Annotated in this window: 12 protein-coding genes; 9 read left to right on the plus strand and 3 right to left on the minus strand. The window is 68.4% G+C overall.

Features of this window, described 5'->3' with window-relative positions; translation table 11 throughout:
- Window positions 1-6: 6 nt before the first annotated feature.
- Window positions 7-5,310 (minus strand): non-ribosomal peptide synthetase, encoded by a 5,304-nt coding sequence (locus HUA78_RS30025; RefSeq protein WP_174477709.1) that lies wholly within the window; start codon window positions 5,308-5,310, stop codon window positions 7-9.
- Between the two features lie 245 nt (window positions 5,311-5,555).
- On the opposite strand from HUA78_RS30025, the gene HUA78_RS30030 reads away from it, so the two are divergent.
- The 9 genes from HUA78_RS30030 (at window position 5,556) to HUA78_RS30070 (ending at window position 15,593) form a co-directional block, all read left to right on the plus strand.
- Entirely contained in the window at window positions 5,556-6,479 is a 924-nt protein-coding gene (locus tag HUA78_RS30030) for a hypothetical protein (RefSeq protein ID WP_174455626.1), read from the plus strand.
- Between the two features lie 58 nt (window positions 6,480-6,537).
- Window positions 6,538-6,750: an MbtH family protein gene (locus tag HUA78_RS30035; protein WP_141645734.1), complete on the plus strand. Its 213-nt coding sequence runs from the start codon at window positions 6,538-6,540 to the stop codon at window positions 6,748-6,750.
- A 121-nt stretch (window positions 6,751-6,871) separates the two neighbouring features.
- Window positions 6,872-7,948: a methyltransferase gene (locus tag HUA78_RS30040; protein ID WP_141645733.1), complete on the plus strand. Its 1,077-nt coding sequence runs from the start codon at window positions 6,872-6,874 to the stop codon at window positions 7,946-7,948.
- Window positions 7,949-8,049: 101 nt separating this feature from the next.
- The gene (locus HUA78_RS30045) at window positions 8,050-8,913 is read left to right on the plus strand and encodes a cyclopropane-fatty-acyl-phospholipid synthase family protein (RefSeq protein WP_174455625.1); all 864 of its coding nucleotides are present in this window, start codon (window positions 8,050-8,052) and stop codon (window positions 8,911-8,913) included.
- Window positions 8,910-10,328 carry a cytochrome P450 gene (locus HUA78_RS30050; RefSeq protein ID WP_174463621.1) on the plus strand — a complete coding sequence of 473 codons (1,419 nt, stop codon included), beginning with the start codon at window positions 8,910-8,912 and terminating at the stop codon, window positions 10,326-10,328. The genes HUA78_RS30045 and HUA78_RS30050 overlap by 4 nt, the downstream gene beginning before the upstream one ends.
- A 61-nt stretch (window positions 10,329-10,389) precedes the next feature.
- Window positions 10,390-11,919, plus strand: a complete 1,530-nt coding sequence (locus HUA78_RS30055) for an FAD-dependent monooxygenase (protein ID WP_174477710.1) — start codon at window positions 10,390-10,392, stop codon at window positions 11,917-11,919.
- A gap of 89 nt (window positions 11,920-12,008) precedes the next feature.
- Window positions 12,009-13,133, plus strand: a complete 1,125-nt coding sequence (locus HUA78_RS30060) for a beta-propeller fold lactonase family protein (RefSeq protein WP_174477711.1) — start codon at window positions 12,009-12,011, stop codon at window positions 13,131-13,133.
- Entirely contained in the window at window positions 13,130-14,407 is a 1,278-nt protein-coding gene (locus HUA78_RS30065; RefSeq protein WP_371745691.1) for an MDR family MFS transporter, read from the plus strand. The genes HUA78_RS30060 and HUA78_RS30065 overlap by 4 nt, the downstream gene beginning before the upstream one ends.
- 94 nt (window positions 14,408-14,501) lie before the next feature.
- The gene (locus HUA78_RS30070; protein ID WP_174477712.1) at window positions 14,502-15,593 is read left to right on the plus strand and encodes a glutathione S-transferase family protein; all 1,092 of its coding nucleotides are present in this window, start codon (window positions 14,502-14,504) and stop codon (window positions 15,591-15,593) included.
- Between the two features lie 84 nt (window positions 15,594-15,677).
- On the opposite strand, the gene HUA78_RS30075 is transcribed toward HUA78_RS30070, so the two are convergent.
- Together HUA78_RS30075 and HUA78_RS30080 are read right to left on the minus strand one after the other, a co-directional pair.
- Window positions 15,678-16,385: a HEAT repeat domain-containing protein gene (locus HUA78_RS30075; RefSeq protein ID WP_371745692.1), complete on the minus strand. Its 708-nt coding sequence runs from the start codon at window positions 16,383-16,385 to the stop codon at window positions 15,678-15,680.
- Between the two features lie 507 nt (window positions 16,386-16,892).
- Window positions 16,893-17,489 (minus strand): imm11 family protein, encoded by a 597-nt coding sequence (locus HUA78_RS30080; RefSeq protein WP_174477714.1) that lies wholly within the window; start codon window positions 17,487-17,489, stop codon window positions 16,893-16,895.
- Between the last annotated feature and the right edge of the window lies 1 nt (window position 17,490).

Below are 17,490 nucleotides of genomic sequence, written 5' to 3' on the forward strand. Positions count from 1 at the left end.
CGGGCACTAGCCGCCGCGATACGGCACCCGGGGTTGCACGGTGATGGTGGAGGGGCCGGAGGACGACGCCCGTGCCTGGGCGAGGTTCTCCGCGAGGGTCGCCACCGTCCGGTGCTCGAAGACGGTGCGGACGCTGGCCTGGATTTGCAGCGCCGAGGACAGCCGCGTGGCCACCCGGGTCGCCAGCAGGGAGTTGCCGCCCAGGTCGAAGAAGTTGTCGTGGACGCCCACGCGCTCTCGTTGGAGCAACTCCGCCCAGACCTGGGCGATGCGAGTCTCCAGCTCGTTGCGCGGGGCGATGTAGTCGGCGCCCGGATCTTCCGGTCGGGTGAGTGGGTCGGGCAGCGCCGCGCGGTCGACCTTGCCGTTGGGTGTCAGCGGCAGCTCCCGCAGCACCAGGAGGGTCGCCGGCACCATGAACTCCGGGAGCCGGGCGCGCAGGTGTTCTCGCAGATGGCGCGCGGACACCTCCAGCCCCGTGCTCTCGCGGACAGGCACCACGTAGGCGACCAGCTGTCGTCGCGCGCCCTCGCCCTTGACCACGACGATGGCGTCGCGCACCCCGGGCTCTTGTCGGAGCGCGGCTTCGATGTCGCCCAGCTCGATGCGGAAGCCACGCAGCTTCACCTGGTGGTCGACCCGGCCCAGGAACTCCAGCGTTCCATCCAGGAGCTGTCGTACGTGGTCTCCCGTCCGGTACATCCGCGCCCCCGGGAGTCCGGAGAACGGGTCCGGGAGGAAGCGCTCCGCGGTGAGCCAGGGCCGCTCGACGTAGCCACGCGCCACGCCCGCGCCGCCGATGAACAGCTCGCCCCGAACGCCCGCGGGCACGAACTGGAGGTGAGCGTCGAGCACGTAGACCTGGGTGTTGGCCACCGGCCCACCGATGCTCACCGGCTCGGAGGGTTCGGCGGGCAGCGTGGTGAACGTGGAGTACGTCGTGGTCTCCGACGGCCCATACAGGTTCACCACGCGGGTGGCCTTCGTCTCCTGGTAGAGCCGCCGCACGAGCTCCCGCGTGAGGGGCTCACCCGCGAGGTTGATGGTGCGCACCGTGTCGGGGATGCCACCCGAGGCGAGCAGCTCGGTGATGGCCGAGGGCACCGTGTTGAGGAGGGTGACGGTGGCCGAGGTCTGCTCCGGCAGGTGCAGCGCGCTGTCCGCCAGGATGACGCTGCCTCCGTGGCTGAGCGTCGCGAACAGCTCGAAGACGGAGAGGTCGAAGCAGATGGACGTGCCCGCCAGGACGCCCTGCCGCTCCTCGTCGCTGAACGCCTCGCCGGCCCAGTGGATGAAGTTCGCCGCGCTGCGGTGGGAGATGGCCACGCCCTTGGGCTGGCCGGTGGAGCCGGAGGTGTAGAGGATGTACGCCAGGTGGTCGGGGTGGACCTCCTCCGTGGGTGCCTCGGGGGCCAGCGTCCCCTCGTCGTGTGTTTCGTCCAGGAACACGCGGTGGGCCGTGCTCGCGGGCAGTCGCTCGTCCAAGGAGCGCTCCGTGAGCAGGGCGTGGATGCGTGCGTCGCGGACGATGAAGTCCAGGCGCGGCTGCGGATATTGGGGGTCGAGCGGAACGTAGGCGCCCCCCGCCTCCAGCACGGCGAGCAGACCCACGACCAGGTCGAGCGTGCGGTGGCTGAAGACGCCGACGCGGACCTCGGGACCCACGCCGAGCCGGCGCAGCTTCGCCGCCAACGCCGAGGCCCGTGCGAGGAGCTCGCCGTAGGTCAGCCGCCGCGCGCCGTGAACCAGTGCCACCGCGTCCGGGGTCCGCCGCGCCTGACGGGCCACGAGGGCGTGCAGACCGTCGCCCGCGGGATAGGACCGGTGGGAGGCGTTCCACGCGAGCAGGTGCTGCTCGCGCTGTGACGTGGGCAGCAGCGACAGCCGTGCGATGGGCGTGTCCGCGTCGTCCAGGGCCGCTTCCAGCAGGTGCCCGTACTGCGCCGCGAGCCGCTCGATGAAGGCCGCGTCGAAGCGCGCCGGGTCGTACTCGAACGCGCAGGAGAGACCCTCATCGGTCGGCGCGATGGCGAGCATGAGCTCGAAGGGGGACGCGGCGGGGGGCAGTGGCAGCAGCTCGACGCTCGTGCCGCCCATGCGCAGCCGGGCGGCGCCATCGCCGAGCGCGAAGGACGACAGCGCGGGATGGCTCGAGAGGGGACTTCGCTGATGGACGAAGAGGGTCTGGAAGATGGGCGTGCGGTCGGCGACGCGTTCCGGATGCAGTCGTTCGACCATGAGGGGGAAGGGGAACTCCTGATGCTCCAGGGCCCCTCGGACGAGGTCGCGGGTGCGCCGGACAAGGGCGGCGAACCCGGGCCCATCCGCCAGGTCCACGCGAAGCGGCAGGGTGTTGACGCAATAGCCCACCAGTCGCGCGGTGCCCGCGGGGCCTCGCGTGGCCACCGGGGTCCCCACGACGAGGTCGTCTTGTCCGCTCAGCCGGTGCAGCAGCGCCTGGAACGCCGCGAGCAGCGAGACGAAGGGCGTCACGTCGTGGCGCTGGGAGAAGTCGTCGACGCGCCGTTGCATCCGCTGCCCCAGCGCGAAGTGATGAACCGGAGCCGGGGGACGCGCGGAGGGGACGGGCGACGGGGGCGGCAGGTCCACGAGGGGCAAGGGGCCGTCGAGCCGCTGTCGCCAGTATTCCCAGTCAGTCTGCTGGCGGGGACTCGACAGGTATTGCTGCTGCCATTGGAGCCACGTCGCGGGATGCCCGGGCGGGGGCAGTGCGTCCTCGCTCCCGGTCCCCTCGTAGAGCTGGATCAGCTCCTCCACCAGCACGGCGAGCGACCAGAAGTCCGCGATGAGGTGATGGAACGCCAGCAGGAGGACGTGCTCGTCGGCCGCCTTCGAGAACAACGTCGCGCGGAGCAGCGGACCCCGGGCCAGGTCGAAGGGCTGGAAGGCGGCGTCGCGCAGTCGGGCATGGCTCGTGTGCGAGTCTTCGCCCGAGACGTCGACGACCTGGAGGAGGTCCGCGCGCCGGGCGTGGAGTCGCTGGATGGGCTCTTCTCCGACGAGGGAGAAGGTGGCGCGCAGGGAGGGGTGGCGCGCGACGAGCACCTCGAACGCGCGGCGCAGCGCGGCCACGTCCAGGGGCCCTCGGATGTGGGCCGCCCTCGCGAGGATGTAGGCCAGGGAGGAGGGTTTGAACTGCTGGAGGAACCACAAGGCTCGCTGCCCCGGCGTCAGGAGCAGGTGGGCCTCCTGGTCGCGTGGGAACTCCTCGGCCCTCGGAGGTGGCGCCGCCGCGCGCAACGCCTCCTGCAGGTGGGTGACGAGTTCCTCCAGGGAGGGGGCGCCCAGCAACAGCCTCAACTCCAACGAGACGCCCAGGTCCCGTTCGAGGCGATGCTTCAATTCGACGAGGGCGAGCGAATCCAGCCCCAGCGAGTGGTGCGCGGCCTCGTGGGCGGGCAACCCCGGGGGGAGCTTCCCGGCCCGGGAGAGGAAGTCGATGAGCACGGCGCGCCGTTCGTCCTCGGAGCGCGCCATCAGGTCGTCTCGCGAGAGCCGGTCGGGCACTTCCCGCGTCTGGGGCGCGTCCGCGTGGACGGGGGCGAGTCGTCCCGCGAGCCAGGCCTCCCTGCACGCGGAGCGCTGGACCTTGCCGCTGGAGGTCTTGGGCAGGGCGCCCGCGCGGATGAGGACGACAGAGTCGACGCCCACACCGTGTTGCAGGGAGAGGGATTGCCGGATGGCGTTCGAGATGGCGTCCCAGTCCTCGCCCGGGTAGCGCCGGTCGAGCTCCTGGACGACGACGACTCCCGCGGTGGCCTCGTCACCGTGCGCGAACACCGCCGCGCAACCCGGACGCAGCGCGGGGTGGCTGCGCTCCACGGTCAATTCCAGGTCCTGGGGATAGTGATTGCGGCCCCGGATGATGAGGAGATCCTTGTGCCGCCCGGTGACGTACAGCTCGCCATCCTGGAGGAAGCCGAGGTCCCCGGTGCGCAGCCACGGCCCGTCGTCCGCGCCCGCCACGTGGGCCGCGAAGGCCTGCTCCGTCGCTTCGGGTTGTCGCCAGTAGCCCTGGGCCACGCTCGGCCCCTGGACCCAGATCTCTCCCACGTGGCCCTCTTCGAGCCGCCGCCGCGTCCCCGGGTCCACGATGCCCACGTGCAGCCCCGCCGCCGCCTCGCCGCAGCTCACGTGCGTCGCGCTCGTCTGCCCGTCTTCTGGAGCACGCTCCAACGGGATGGCACGGTGGGCTTCCAGCGCTTCTCGCTGGAATGTCCGGACGCGGGCGCCCCGGCCCCTGGCGGGCCCCGTGACGATGAGCGTCCCCTCCGCCAGGCCGTAGCAGGGGTACAGCGCCTCCCGACGGAAGCCGCAGGGCTCGAACGCCCGGGCGAACGCGTCGAGCGTGTCCGCGCGCACCGGCTCCGCTCCACAGAAGGCCAGCTCCCAGGTCGACAGGTCCAACGTCGCCTTCTGGGCCTCGGTGACCTTCCGGGCACACAGCTCATACGCGAAGTTGGGCCCGCCGCTGCACGTCCCCTTGCGGTCTGAGATGGCCTTGAGCCACGCGAACGGAGCCTGCAGGAACGTGAGAGGCGACATGAGGTCCACGGGGAGCCCACCGTGGATGGGCGCGAGGATGCCGCCGATGAGGCCCATGTCGTGGTAGGGCGGCAGCCAGATGACGCCCCGGCTCTGACGGGTGAGGCCGAACCGCTCGTGGATGGCCTCGAGGTTGTGGAGCAGGTTGGCGTGGGTGAGCACGACGCCCTTCGGCGTCGCCGTCGAACCGGACGTGTACTGAAGGAACGCCATCGTGGAGGCATCCACCTCTGGTGCGCGCCAGTCCTCCGCCACCTCCAAAGGCAGCTCGTCCGTCAGCTCCCACTTCAGCCGCTCCAGCTCGGGGAACTCGGCGAACAGCCCCTCCGCGACACCGCGCAGGAGGGCGGTCGTGAGCACCCACTTCGCCTCGCTGTCCCGGACGATGCCAAGCAGCCGTGAGAGGCTTCGCTCCGGGCGCGCCAGCTCCGGTGGATAGACAGGGACCGCCACCATCCCCGCGAACAGGCAGCCAAAGAAGGCAGCCACGTATTCTGGACCGGGGGCATAGAGCAGCAGCGCTCGCTCTCCCACCGCCCCCTGCGCCTGAAGCCTCGCGGCGATGGCCCGGGCCTGCCGCGCCAGCGTGGCGTAGTCGACGCGCTGCTCCACCTGGCCGGACTCACCCAGGAAGCTGAAAGCCTCGCGTGTCGGCTCGGTCTCCGCCCGCTGTTGCAGAAGGGTGACAAGCGTGTGGCGGGGGAGCTGCGCGTGTTTGATTGAGAGGGATTTGTCCAATGCCACGGGAAGGCGCCCCCAGAACAACTCCAACCATGGTTGATGTAAGGGCTGGACCGTAAGGACTTAATTCCGGAATGTCAATTAAAGTTGTAAAGCCAGGAAAGTCGTGTCAATGTACTGGTGTTTGGTGGGGATGCCAGTGATTGGCAAGGAGAAGGCACGTGACGGCGCCAGGCATCTATCTTTTGCGACCCGAGCGACTGCCACGCCTGCGTGGGGAACTCCAAAGGGAGGCTGCTCAGGTAGCGGTGCTGGAGCCCCTTGCCGCGCTGCACCGGAGGTCGGCCGAGGATCAGGCGATCTTCGCGGCGCGGGATTCCCTGTCAAGACTGGGGTTGGGAGATGGGGACTTCACCCCGGTGGTGGACGACCCGGAGGCCTCGCAGGGCAACAAGGATAATGATCAGGCATTTGCCATTGTCCGGGTCGAGGGACGGGTGGTGCCGCTGCTCGTCCACAGCACGCTCCACGGATTCGTGACGTTGTTGGATGAGGCCCTCACGAGCGGCACGGACCTGGAGCCCGAGGCGTGGGGGCGATTGCGGCATGCCTACAGCGTGCTCTTCGACATGCTCCTGGACCGTCCGGTGGACCGGGAGGGCGCCGCGGCGCTCCCGCCCCCGCGCTCGACGGCGTCTGGCGAGCGGGACGCGCTGCGTCGGTGGACGCGCGGGCACTACGTCTTCATGTCACTCGTGCAGGGGATGGTGGTTGTCCTTCACGTCCTGCGTGAGGACGTGGAGGCGGGGAACCTGGAGGCCGCGCGCGCCGACCTGGAGCGCGTCACCGCCCTGATGAATGGCGCCGAGGTGGCGCTGCGCTTCACGGGCGACTATTCCTATACGGCCTACGAGAAGTCGGTCCGTCCCACCTTGATGCCGCCCGTGGCGCCTCCGGGCATGACAGGGCTGCGGTGGCGCGACCACGAATACATGGTGAAGGTGCTCGCCGGGTTGCGTCCCATCTTCGCGGGGCTCCCGGTGGAGCTGGAAGAGGCGCGTGAGGCCTTCTACCAATCCGTCGCGCGGGCCTATGACGCACACAAAACGGTGTGTGCCAGCTTCGTGGGGACCGAGCGCACCAGTCTGTTGATGGCCGAGCGGACGGAAAAGTCCGCCGTGGAGCTCCTGGAACACTTCAAGCGCGTGCGCCTCCACCTCATCAAGGAGTGAGCGCCGTATCGACCCGTTGGATGCTGGTTCCCTGGAGTTGGGGGGGAGGAACAAGACAATGGCTGCATTCCTGGGCAGTGACGAATCCGTGTCATGCAAGGTCGTCGTGAACCACGAAGGGCAGTACTCCATCTGGCCCGTGGAGCGCCCCAATCCTCCCGGCTGGCGAGATGAGGGATTCCACGGAGCCCGTTCGGACTGTGTGGCCCACATCGACAATGCATGGACAGACATGCGTCCCCTGTCTACCCGGAGTGAGCAGACGTCGTAGGGTTTTTGCCGTCTCCCAGAAGTCAGTCGAGGAAGAGGCCCCGTGGGGTCCTGGCGGAGCCTTGCCCTCGTGATGTGGCCGGTCGAACGACTGCAGTCTCTTGATGTGGAGGAACACCCAGATGAAGACCGACAACGCGCTTTTGAAGGTGGCGGCTCGGCCCGCCACGGGTCCGCTGACGCACGATGATCTGACGTTCATCCTGTTCGGCGCCTCGGCGGCCCAATATCTGAACGCGGCCTGCGAACTCAACCTGTTCGAACTGCTCGAGCACAAGCCGGGCCTCGCGAAGGAGGAGATTGCCCTGCGGCTGGAGTTGCAGCCCCGGGCCATCGATATCCTGCTTCTGGGCACCACGTCCCTGCGGCTGACGGAGCGGGTGGACGGGGCGTACCGCAACGCCGAGGTCATCAGCCGGATGTTCAAGGAGGAGACCTGGGCCATCTTCAAGTCGGTCGTCGGCTTCGAGCAGTACATCTGCTACGAGGGCCAGGTCGACTTCACGGAGTCGCTGAAGGCCAACCGCAACGTGGGGCTTCGCCGGGTGCGCGGGGCGGGACGGGACCTCTACCACCGCCTGTCCGAGAACCCCCACATGGAGCAGGTCTTCTACGAGTACATGCGCTCGTGGTCTGAGCTGTCCAACCCGCTCCTGTTCAAGCACGTGGATTTCTCGGGCGTGCGCAAGGTGCTGGACGTGGGCGGCGGTGATGGGGTGAACGCCATCGCGCTGGCCCAGGCGTACCCGAACGTGGAGGTGACGGTCCTGGAGATTCCGGGGACGGCGCCCCTGACGCGTCGGCGCATCGCGGAGGCCGGGTTGTCGGAGCGCATCAAGGTCCACGCGGGCGACATGTTCGCGGAGCCGTTCCCCCCGGGACATGACTGCGTCCTGTTCTCCCATCAGCTCGTCATCTGGACGCCGGAGGAGAACACCTCCTTGCTGCGCCGGGCCTACGAGGCGCTGCCGCCCGGTGGCCGGGTCGTCATCTTCAGCTCCATCTCCAACGACGCGGGTGACGGTCCGTTGATGGCGGCGCTGGACAGCGTGTACTTCGCGGCCATCCCCGCGGAGGGCGGGATGATCTACGCGTGGGAGCAGTACGAATCGTGGGTCAAGGCGGCGGGCTTCAAGCGCGCCGACCGCATCCCCTGCGGTGCCTGGACGCCCCACGGCGTCCTCCAGGCCACGAAGTAGCGAACTCTCCGCCCCATGTGCCTCGAGCACCGCCGCGCTCCGGTGTCGCCGGAGCGATGCGCGCTCGAGGCCGTGGAACGAAACCCCAGACAGGTGGGTCCATGAACATCCTTCAACACGCATACCGCAAGCTGAGCCTGCACGACTATCGCGTCCGCGCGCACTATGGCTTCCTGGCCCAGGGCGGCTCCCTCTCCGAGGAGAGCATGTTCATGAACATGGGCTTCTGGAAGGACGCCCCGGCCACGTTGGACGAGGCGGCCCGCGCGCTGGTGCGGCTCGTCGCACAGACGGCCAGGCTCGGTCCCGGGGACCGGCTCCTCGACGTGGGGTGCGGCTTCGGGGACCAGGACCTCCTGTGGATGGAGGAGTTCGGACCGGCGCGCATCGACGCGGTCAACATCAGCGAATCGCAGCTCAAGGTGGTGCAGGGGCGCGTCCTCGAGCGCGGCCTGGGCGAGCGCATCAACCTGTGGGCCGCGTCCGCCACGGAGCTGCCTTTCGAGGACGGCACGTTCGACAAGGTGGTGTGCGTGGAGGCCGCCCACCACTTCAACACGCGTGAGGCGTTCTTCCGCCAGGCCTTCCGGGTCCTCAAGCCCGGGGGGCGCGTCGTGCTGGCGGACATCCTGCCGATGGCCGGGCAGAAGGTGGGCGCCTTCGAGCGGCAGAACATGCACATCAAGGGCGAGAACATGTACACCCGCGATGTCTACGCACGGAAGCTCGCCGCCGAGGGCTTCGGCGCGGTGGAGGTCCAGTCCATCCGCGAGCACGTCTGCCCGCCCTATTCCTCCTTCCTGTTGCGTCGGGTGGGGGAGGGGGCCATGGCCGAGCGGATGAACCCGGTGGTGCGTTGGGCGGCCCGCGCCTACCTGAAGCGGTTCGGCACCTTCGAGAACCTGGACTTCGTCATCGCCTCCGCGGAGCGTCCAGCCCACGCCGCCGCGCGGAGCGCGTCATGACGACTGGGGCCGTGGCGGCGCGCGCCCCTCGCCTGCCGGGGCCGCGCTCGCTGCCATTGATTGGCTGGCAGTTGGAGGGCCTGCGGATGCTGGGCGACCCTCCCGCGCACTTCATGCGAGCGTTTGAGCGCTACGGCCCCGTCAGCGCGTGGGACCCGCGTAAGCCCAGGCACGTGTACGCGCTGGGCCCCGAGTACAACCAGCTCCTCTTCACCCAGCCGGAGCGCTTCATCTCGGATGCCTTCCGTGAGAGCAACCTGCCTCGCGATTCGGCGATGGAGCGGCTGACGTTCGGGTTGCTCCGGCTGAACGGCGCGGCCCACCGCAAGCACCGGACGTTGATGCAGCCCGCCTTTCGTCCCCAGCGCATCGACGCCTGCCGGGACACCATCGTCGGCTTCACCCAGGCGGAGTTGGATCGGTGGACGGTGGGGGAGACGCGGCCACGGCTCGACCAGGATCTGCTGCGGCTCATCATGCGCATCGCAATGCAGACGATGTTCGGACTGGACCCCGCCGGTGACGGTGTGCGGCTCCAGTACCTCATCGCCCGGTTGCTGGAGCTCGCCTCCGCTCCCACCACGCTGCTCCTGCGGGTGGACCTGCCTGGCGCGCCCTACCGGGAGATGCTGGCGGTCGCGCGGGAGATCGAGGACATCCTCGGGGTGCTCATCCGGCGCAAGCGGGAGGCGGAGGCCGGACAGTTGGACGTGCTCTCCGCGCTCATCACGGCGCGGGACGAGCATGGGCAGGGCCTCACGGACGACGAGCTCGTGGGCGAGGCCTACAACGTCCTGTGCCACTCCACGAGCGCGGCGTCCATGACGTGGACGCTCTTCCTCCTGGACCGACATCCCCAGGTGCTGGCCACGCTCCAGGAGGAGCTGCGCACGACCCTGGGCGGCGCGCCGCCGACAGTGGAGCAGCTCAAGAAGCTGGAGTACCTGGACCTGGTGGTGAAGGAGAGCTTGCGGCTGTTCCCTCCCGCCTCGTTCCTGATGCGCTACACGAGCGAGGCGTGCCAGTTGGGCCCCTACGAGCTGCCCGAGGGCACCATGGTGTTCGCGAGCGCCTACGTGACGCACCGGCTGCCAGAGCTCTTCCCGAACCCCCAGCGGTTCGAGCCGGAGCGGTGGAGGACGGCCACGCCCACGGTGCACGAGTACACCCCCTTCGGCGCCGGTCCCCACAACTGCCTGGGGCGCCACATGGCCCAACTGGAGATGAAGCTCGTCCTGTCCATGTTGCTGCAGCGCTTCCGGCCGACGCTCGTCCCGGGAGCGCGCGTCGACCGGGCGATGCGCATCTCGCTGGTCCCCAAGCTGGGGCTGCCCATGGTCCTCCTCGCGCCGGACCACCAGCCGCGGGTCACGCCCGTGCGCGGAAACATCCACGCGTCCGTGGAGCTGGTCTGAGTCCGGGGCTCGCATCTCCCCATTCCTTCACCACATCACCGCCGTCCTCGTCAGGAGCCCCGTGTCGCCCGTCCCGAAGGTCATCGTTGTCGGTGCTGGACCGACCGGTCTGACGCTCGCCGCCGAGCTCGCCAGCGCGGGCATCCCCTGCCGCATCCTGGAGCGCCGCGCCCAGCGATCCTCGTGGTCCCGGGCGTTCGGCCTGACGCCGTACACGATGGAGCTGCTCGACATGCGCGGTCAGGCCGACGCCACCATCGAGAAGGGCCTGCCTTGGAAGCACGGCCCGTTGGGGGATGGGAAGAGCTACCTGGACTTCGGGCGACTCGATTCGCGCTTCCCCTTCATGTTGATCATGCCTCAGAACCGCACCGAGGAGGTGCTGGAGGCGTGGGCGCTGCGCGCGGGGGCCGAGCTGGTTCGCGAGGCCCGCGTCGTGGGGCTGCGGCAGGAGGACTCGGGCGTGACGCTCGACGTTGAGGGCGCGGACGGCAAGACGTGGAAGGAGCACGCCAGCTATGTGGTCGGATGTGACGGCGTGCGCAGCGCGGTTCGCTCCCTGTCGGGAATCGGCTTCGAGGGCATGTCGTACGACTGCTCGCTGGTCACGGCCGACGTGCGACTGAAACACCCGCCGGATCCTCCCGTGCACGCCATCACCGGCGCGCGAGGCACCGTGGCGGTGTTCCCCTACGGGGATGGCACCTTCCGGCTCATCGTGTTGGACCGCGCGCGCATGCAGGTCCCGCTGGAGCAGGCCGTCACGCTGGAGGAGGTGGAGCAGAGCGTGCGCGCCATCCTCGGCGTCGACCTGGGCATTCACGAGCCGCTGTGGATGTCTCGCTTCCGCAGCGACCAACGTCAGGCGGACCGATACCGCGCGGGCCGGGTCCTGCTCGCGGGAGACGCCGCCCATACGCATATTCCCTCGGGAGGGCAGGGGCTCCAGGTGGGCGTGCAGGACGCCATCAACCTGGCGTGGAAGCTGATCGCGGAGCTCCAAGGCTGGGCGCCGGAGGGGTTGCTGGACTCGTACCAGGAGGAGCGCCATCCCATCGCGAAGGCGACCCTTCGCAAGACGGACCTCGTGTTCAAGTATGAGATTTCCAGCGCCGCCCCGTTGCGGCTGGTGCGCTGGCTCATCATGCAGTCGCTGAAGGTGAAGGCGATCCAACTGCCCGTGGTGAAGGAGTTCGCGGGGCTGACGCTGCGCTATCCTCCGCCGCGCGGCGCGGACGCGCACCCGCTCGTCGGGCGCCGCGTCCCAGACATCCAGATGGATCTTCCTCACGCGCGGCCGGTCCGGCTCTACGAGTTGCTGCGCCAGCGGCGGTTCGTCCTCGTGGACAGGACTCTCGAGGGGCGCTTCGCGAGCGTCGTGGGGCATGGCTGGGAGGACCGGGTGGTCGTGGCGCGCGGCGGCGCGTGGGACCGCATCGACCTGCCCCCCGCGCTGCTCGTCCGGCCCGATGGCATCGTCGCCTGGGGCGTGACGCGCGCCGGCGTACCGGGCCTGGAGGCGGTGCTCCACAAGTGGTGCGGCGGACCGACCGAGGCCTCCGTGCCCGCGCGCGCCGTGGCCAGCGCCTGAAGACTTCACCCGGGCCCCGCTGTCAGGGCCCCCTGACGCCACATCCGTGTCGAGAAAGAGAAGACGCTGTGCTCCTGGTGGATCGTCTCATGTCGCGGCCCGAGTCCTGGGGCCGGTGCGTCCTGCTGTCAGCGTTGATGTGCCTGGTCGCGCTCGCCAGTCCCGCGAGCGCGGAAGGTGGAGCGACTGGCGGGCGCTTCGCCTATGTGAGTCACTTCTATACGCATGACATCACCGGGCATGTCATCGACCCGCGGACGGGGGCGCTCGGCGCGCTGCCGTTCGCCCCGTTCGCGGCTGGCGAGCGCCCGTCGTTCATGCGGCTGCACCCCAACGGGCGGCTGCTGTACGCGTTGAACTACTTCTCGTCGAGCATCTCCGTCTACGCCATCGACCCGAGGACCGGAGCGCTGTCGCCCATCCCCGGCTCGCCGTTCTCCACCGGAGTGCGCCCCATCAACCTGGTGTTCACGCCGCAGGGCCGGTTCGCCTATGTGGCGAACTGGGGGGATGACACGCTGACGGCGTACTCGGTGGATGCGACGACGGGGGCGCTGACGCAGCTCGCGGGGTCCCCCCTCGCGACGGGGCCTCATCCGCTGTCGCTCGGGATGAATCCCCTGGGGCGGTTCCTGTACGCGGTCAATGATGTCTCGAACACCGTCACCGCGTATGCCATCCACCCGGTTACCGGGGCGCTGACGCCCGTGCCGGGGTCGCCCTTCGGCGCGGGGACGATGCCCTTCTCCGTGGCCGTCCATCCGTTCACGGGAGCGGTCTACGTCGCGCACGGACTGTCCAGCGACGTCTGGGGCTACGCCGCGAATCCCATCACTGGCGCGCTGACTCCCGTCGCGGGCTCTCCGTTTCCGACGGGCGCGAACCCCGCGCAGATCAAGATTCACCCCTCCGGCCGCTTCGTCTACGTGGCGGATTGGGGGGACGGCACCGTGTCTGGCTTCTCCGTCGTTCCCGGCTCCGGCGCGCTGGTCCCGGTGCCTGGCTCGCCCTTCGCGGCGTTGGTGGGGCCTCGCTTCATCGCGTTCGACCTGGTGGGCGGGCGCATGTACCTGACGAACATCGAGACGGAAGGCCCCAACGTCTCGGTCTACACGCTCGACGCCGCGTCGGGAGCGCTGTCTCCCATCGTCGGCTCACCGTTCCCCTCGGGGTCGAGTCCCTCGGCCATCGTGCTCACCGGGACACCCCAGTGAGCGCGCCGCCGGGGAGGCTGAGGGCCCACGTCGCCGCGGTCCTGCGCCCCCTGGTGGGTGGCCTGCCCCGGACCTTCTGGGTGCTGTGGTTGGGGACGCTGGTGAACCGGCTGGGAACGTTCATCCTGCCGTTCCTGGCCCTCTACCTCACGGGGGAGCGGGGCTTCACCGTGGAGCGGGCCGGGCTCGTCGCGTCGCTGTATGGCGCGGGCGCGGTGGTGGCCGGGCCGCTCGGTGGAATGCTGGCGGACCGCGTGGGCCGGAGGCTCACCGTGGCGGGGGGACTCTGGCTGGGGGCGGGGGCGATGTTGCTGCTCGGCTTCTGCCGGGAGCCCGTGCACATCTTTGGCGCCGCCTTCCTCCTGGGCGTCGTGGGAGAGCTGTACCGGCCCGCCTTCTTCGCCATCATCTCGGACGTGGTGCAGGAGGTGGATCGCCCGCGCGCCTATGGCCTGTTGTACTGGGTGCTCAACGTGTCCACCGTCGTGTCGATGCCACTGGCGGGGTTCATGTCGAGGCAGGGCTTCCAGCTCCTCTTCATCCTCGATGCCTGCACGACGTTCATCTACGGCATGGTCATCTGGGCGTTGGTGCCGGAGACGCGGCCCTCGACGGAGGGCGTGCGCCAGACGCCCGTTGAAGTGGGCTCGATGCTGACGCCGTTCCGCAATCTCCGGTTCGTCGGCTTGGTCGTGCCCATCTTCGCGACGACGTTCATCCTTTGTCAGGGGGGCGTCGCGCTTCCAGTGGACCTGGAGTCGCGCGGCATGGACCCGGCGATGTTCGGCACGGTGATGGCGGTCAACGGGTTGATCATCTCCGTGGGAGAGCCGTTGCTGCTGCGCGCGACGGTCCGGGTTCGTCGCCTGACGCTGCTGGCCTGGGGCGCGGTCTTCACCGGGGCGGGTTTCGGGCTGCATTCCCTCTCCGCTTCCGCGGGTCTTGCCGCCGTGGCCGTGGGGGTTTGGACGCTGGGGGAGATGATTCAATCCCCCGTGGCGCCCGCGGTGGTGGCGGACCTGTCGCCCGTGGATGCGCGGGGCAGCTACCAGGGTGCCTTCCACATGGTGTGGGGCCTCGCCACGTGTGTCGCTCCCGCCCTCGGGGGACAGGTGCTCGGCCGGCATGGTGCGTTCGCGCTGTGGATGGGGTGCCTCGGATTGGGGTTGCTCGCCGCTGTCTGGTACCTGGTCTTCGGCGCGCTCCTGCGTCGTCAGGTTCGTCCATGGGGCGAGCCCGGTCCTGTGATTGAGGCCCCCGGCTCCGGCCTCTGAGCGTGTGTGGAGATGGGGGGTTCCCTTGATAGGACTCAGAGGGCGCGGGTGACGGACCTGCGCCGCGATGGGTGCTCATCGAGCCGGAGGTCAGATGGAGGGCAGGCCCTACAGGCTCTACGGCGCGGAGATCAGCTATTTCACCGGGAAGGTGCGTGCGTATCTGCGCTGGAAGAACATCCCGTTCGACGAGATTGCGTCGAGTGCGGAGGTCTTCAGGGAGGTCATCCTCCCCAGGGTGGGTTTCTCCGTCATCCCCGTGCTGATTGCGCCCGACGGTCGCTGTTTGCAGGACAGTACGGAGATCATCGACGCACTCGAAACGAGTCACGGTGGACCCTCGGTCTACCCGAGCACTCCGCGCCAACGGCTTGCCGCATTGCTGCTGGAGACCTACGGCGACGAGTGGCTGATGATACCGGCCATGCATTATCGCTGGCATCACAACAGGGAGTGGGCGCAACGCGCCTTCGGCTCACTGAGCGCTCCAGCCGCGACACCCGAGGAGCAACTGGAAACGGGCATCCTCCTCGCGGCGCCTTTTGCCAAGGCCGCCGTGCGATTGGGGGCGGAGCCGCACATGCATGCCGCCATCGAGGCGTCCTACGAAGGGTTGCTCGCGGAGCTGTCCAGGCACTTCGAGCACAATGACTTCCTGTTGGGTGACCGCCCGTCGATGGGTGACTTTGGACTCTTCGGTCCCCTGTATGCACACCAGTACCGGGATCCGAAGAGTGGTGAGCACCTGCGCCGGGTGGCGCCGCGAGTCGCGCAATGGGTCGAGCGGATGCTGCACCCCATGCCGTTGTCGGGTGAGTTTCGGGCGGCCGATGAGGTGCCGGTGACGCTGCTCGCGGTTCTTCGTCGGATGTTCATCGAGCAGATGCCCGTGCTCGCCGATACCGCGCGGCGTGTGAGCGAGTGGATGGGGGCGCATCCTGGCGAGACCCTGCCGCGCGCCATTGGCATGGGCGCGTTCGTCCTGGAAGGACAGGAGGGCAAGCGCATCGTCAGTCCGTACAGTCTTTGGATGCTGCAGCGAGCACGCGACTATTTCAGGTCGCTCACAGGCTGTAACCGGACTGCCGTGGAGGAGATGCTGCGCGCGGCAGGGGGGCAGTCGTTCTTGGAGTTCGAGGACCCACCACGCTTGGCTCGCGCCGGTTTGAGCGTGCGGCCGGGCTAGCGATGGCGCTCCGTGCCGCAATGCATTGACATGCCGGTGGGGGGATGGCTGCCAGAATGCATCCCGAAGAGAGCTACCACGGTCTCATGGCTGTTTTCCCTGTTCGAACTGGGAGATGACGTCATCGAGGACGCTCAAGAAGTAGCCATCCGCCTTGGCCGATGAATCGCGAAGGGCCAGGAGCAGCGGATAGAATTCCGGGTCGCCAAGGGATGCAGCGGCCTCGAGCGTGTACACCGTCACCGGATTGCCACACAGCGCGGCGCGTACGGGCTCGACAGCGCGTGGGTCCTTGCGAGCCGCGAGACCTACGAGGGCTTCTCCGAAAATTTCTGAGTCCTCCTCACCGAGGCGCGCTGCGAGCGCATCACGCAGTTGCGGTGTGTCCACGTCCTCCCTCAGCGTTCCCAGGTCGAAGGTTGCCCAGTTCCGTACGTCGCGGTCCTCGTCGGACGAGAGCCTGATGAGCGCCTCGACAGCTTCCGGTGCATCCATGGCAGCCAGGCCGTGCACCGCGCCATACCGAGCCTCGGAAGTGGGGTGACTCGCCAGTCGGATGAGTTCGGAAAGGGCACGAGGCTCCCTGAGGTGTCCCAGCGCAGCGCCTGCTGACAGAAGGACAGCCGGGTCTTCCTCCCGCCGGAGCAGGCCCAACAGCGCCTCGCCACGCTCCTCCGTGAAGACGGGGACAGATCCAGGGCTACTCGCTCCAAGCTGGCCAAGGATATCCGCGCCGCGCCCCCGAGCCTTCGCGGAGGGAGCGTCAAGAAGGCGCAGGGCGGCGTCCAGCACGTCGCGCGTTCCCCGAAAATGCAGCACGCGGATGGCTGCCCAGGCACGCTCGTCATCCTCTTCACCCTCGAGTGATGCCTGGATGAGCGCTTCGGTGCTTCTCTCATCGTCACGTTCTGGATGACTCATGATGTCCCTGTGCGTGTCGAGGCTGCCGGCCGCCTGAGTTCAAATGCACGAGTGCATTGTTCATGTCGAGTGGGCGCTTCAATTTGGATTGAGCCTGCGGTGAGTTGCGCTGACCGCGCGTCAATGCGCGCGGACTCTGACAGTGGTTCGGGTGACCCACAACCAGGGCACTGGATGTGCTTGGGTTGACCGCAGACATCTATCTCATTGCTGTTTCGTGGAGTGCGAGCAGGGTCCGCGCCCAGTCCCTTGCTCGCAATGGTTAGCGTTTAGGGATTGAGGGTCGGCCGGTTTCCCTCTGGATCGGGGCACGTGGAGCGTCCATGGAGGTCCACCCGCGTCCGACCATCTTGGGCCCGAGGGTGGGAACGGCATGGGTCAAGGGCCATTGGCTGGCCCGGGGCCGGTTACGTCCGTGAACTTCGCGCCGGTGAGGCCCGCGCGCTCCAGGGCCTCCTTGATCTCCTCGGACACGATCAAGGCCACGGTCCAGCCCCAGGTGCGGAACACTTTTGCGCCTTCCGCCTTCGCCGTGTCGATGCGCATCCCGGACACCGAGGAGTACGTCCCCACCTTCTCGGGCATTCCGTCCTCCAGTGTCCAGTAACGCACCTCCTCGCACGCAGCGTCGTCGATGCACTTCACCAATCGGGTGGCGTTGAGGATGAAGTGCTGAGCCGACTGGGAGTCGATCTCCACAGGGATGAGCTGCACGTCGTCGGGTGCCACCTCTGTGAAGAGGGAGGCCACGCGGGCGTGGACGACGGGGATGCTGAAGGCCGCGTGGGAATAGTCGAGCGGCTTGCCGGAGATCTTGATGGGGATCTTGATGCGCTCGTCCGACTGAGCCCGTTGCCCGATCCTGAACTGCCACGGGTCATCGAGTTTCCGGCCCTCGTGATCCAGAGGATGCCCCAGCTCCCACCGGCCGGAGATGTACACATCATCGGTCAACTTGAAGAACCGCTTCGGCATG

The sequence above is a fragment of the Myxococcus sp. CA033 genome (assembly GCF_013336625.1).
Lineage (GTDB): Bacteria > Myxococcota > Myxococcia > Myxococcales > Myxococcaceae > Myxococcus > Myxococcus llanfairpwllgwyngyllgogerychwyrndrobwllllantysiliogogogochensis.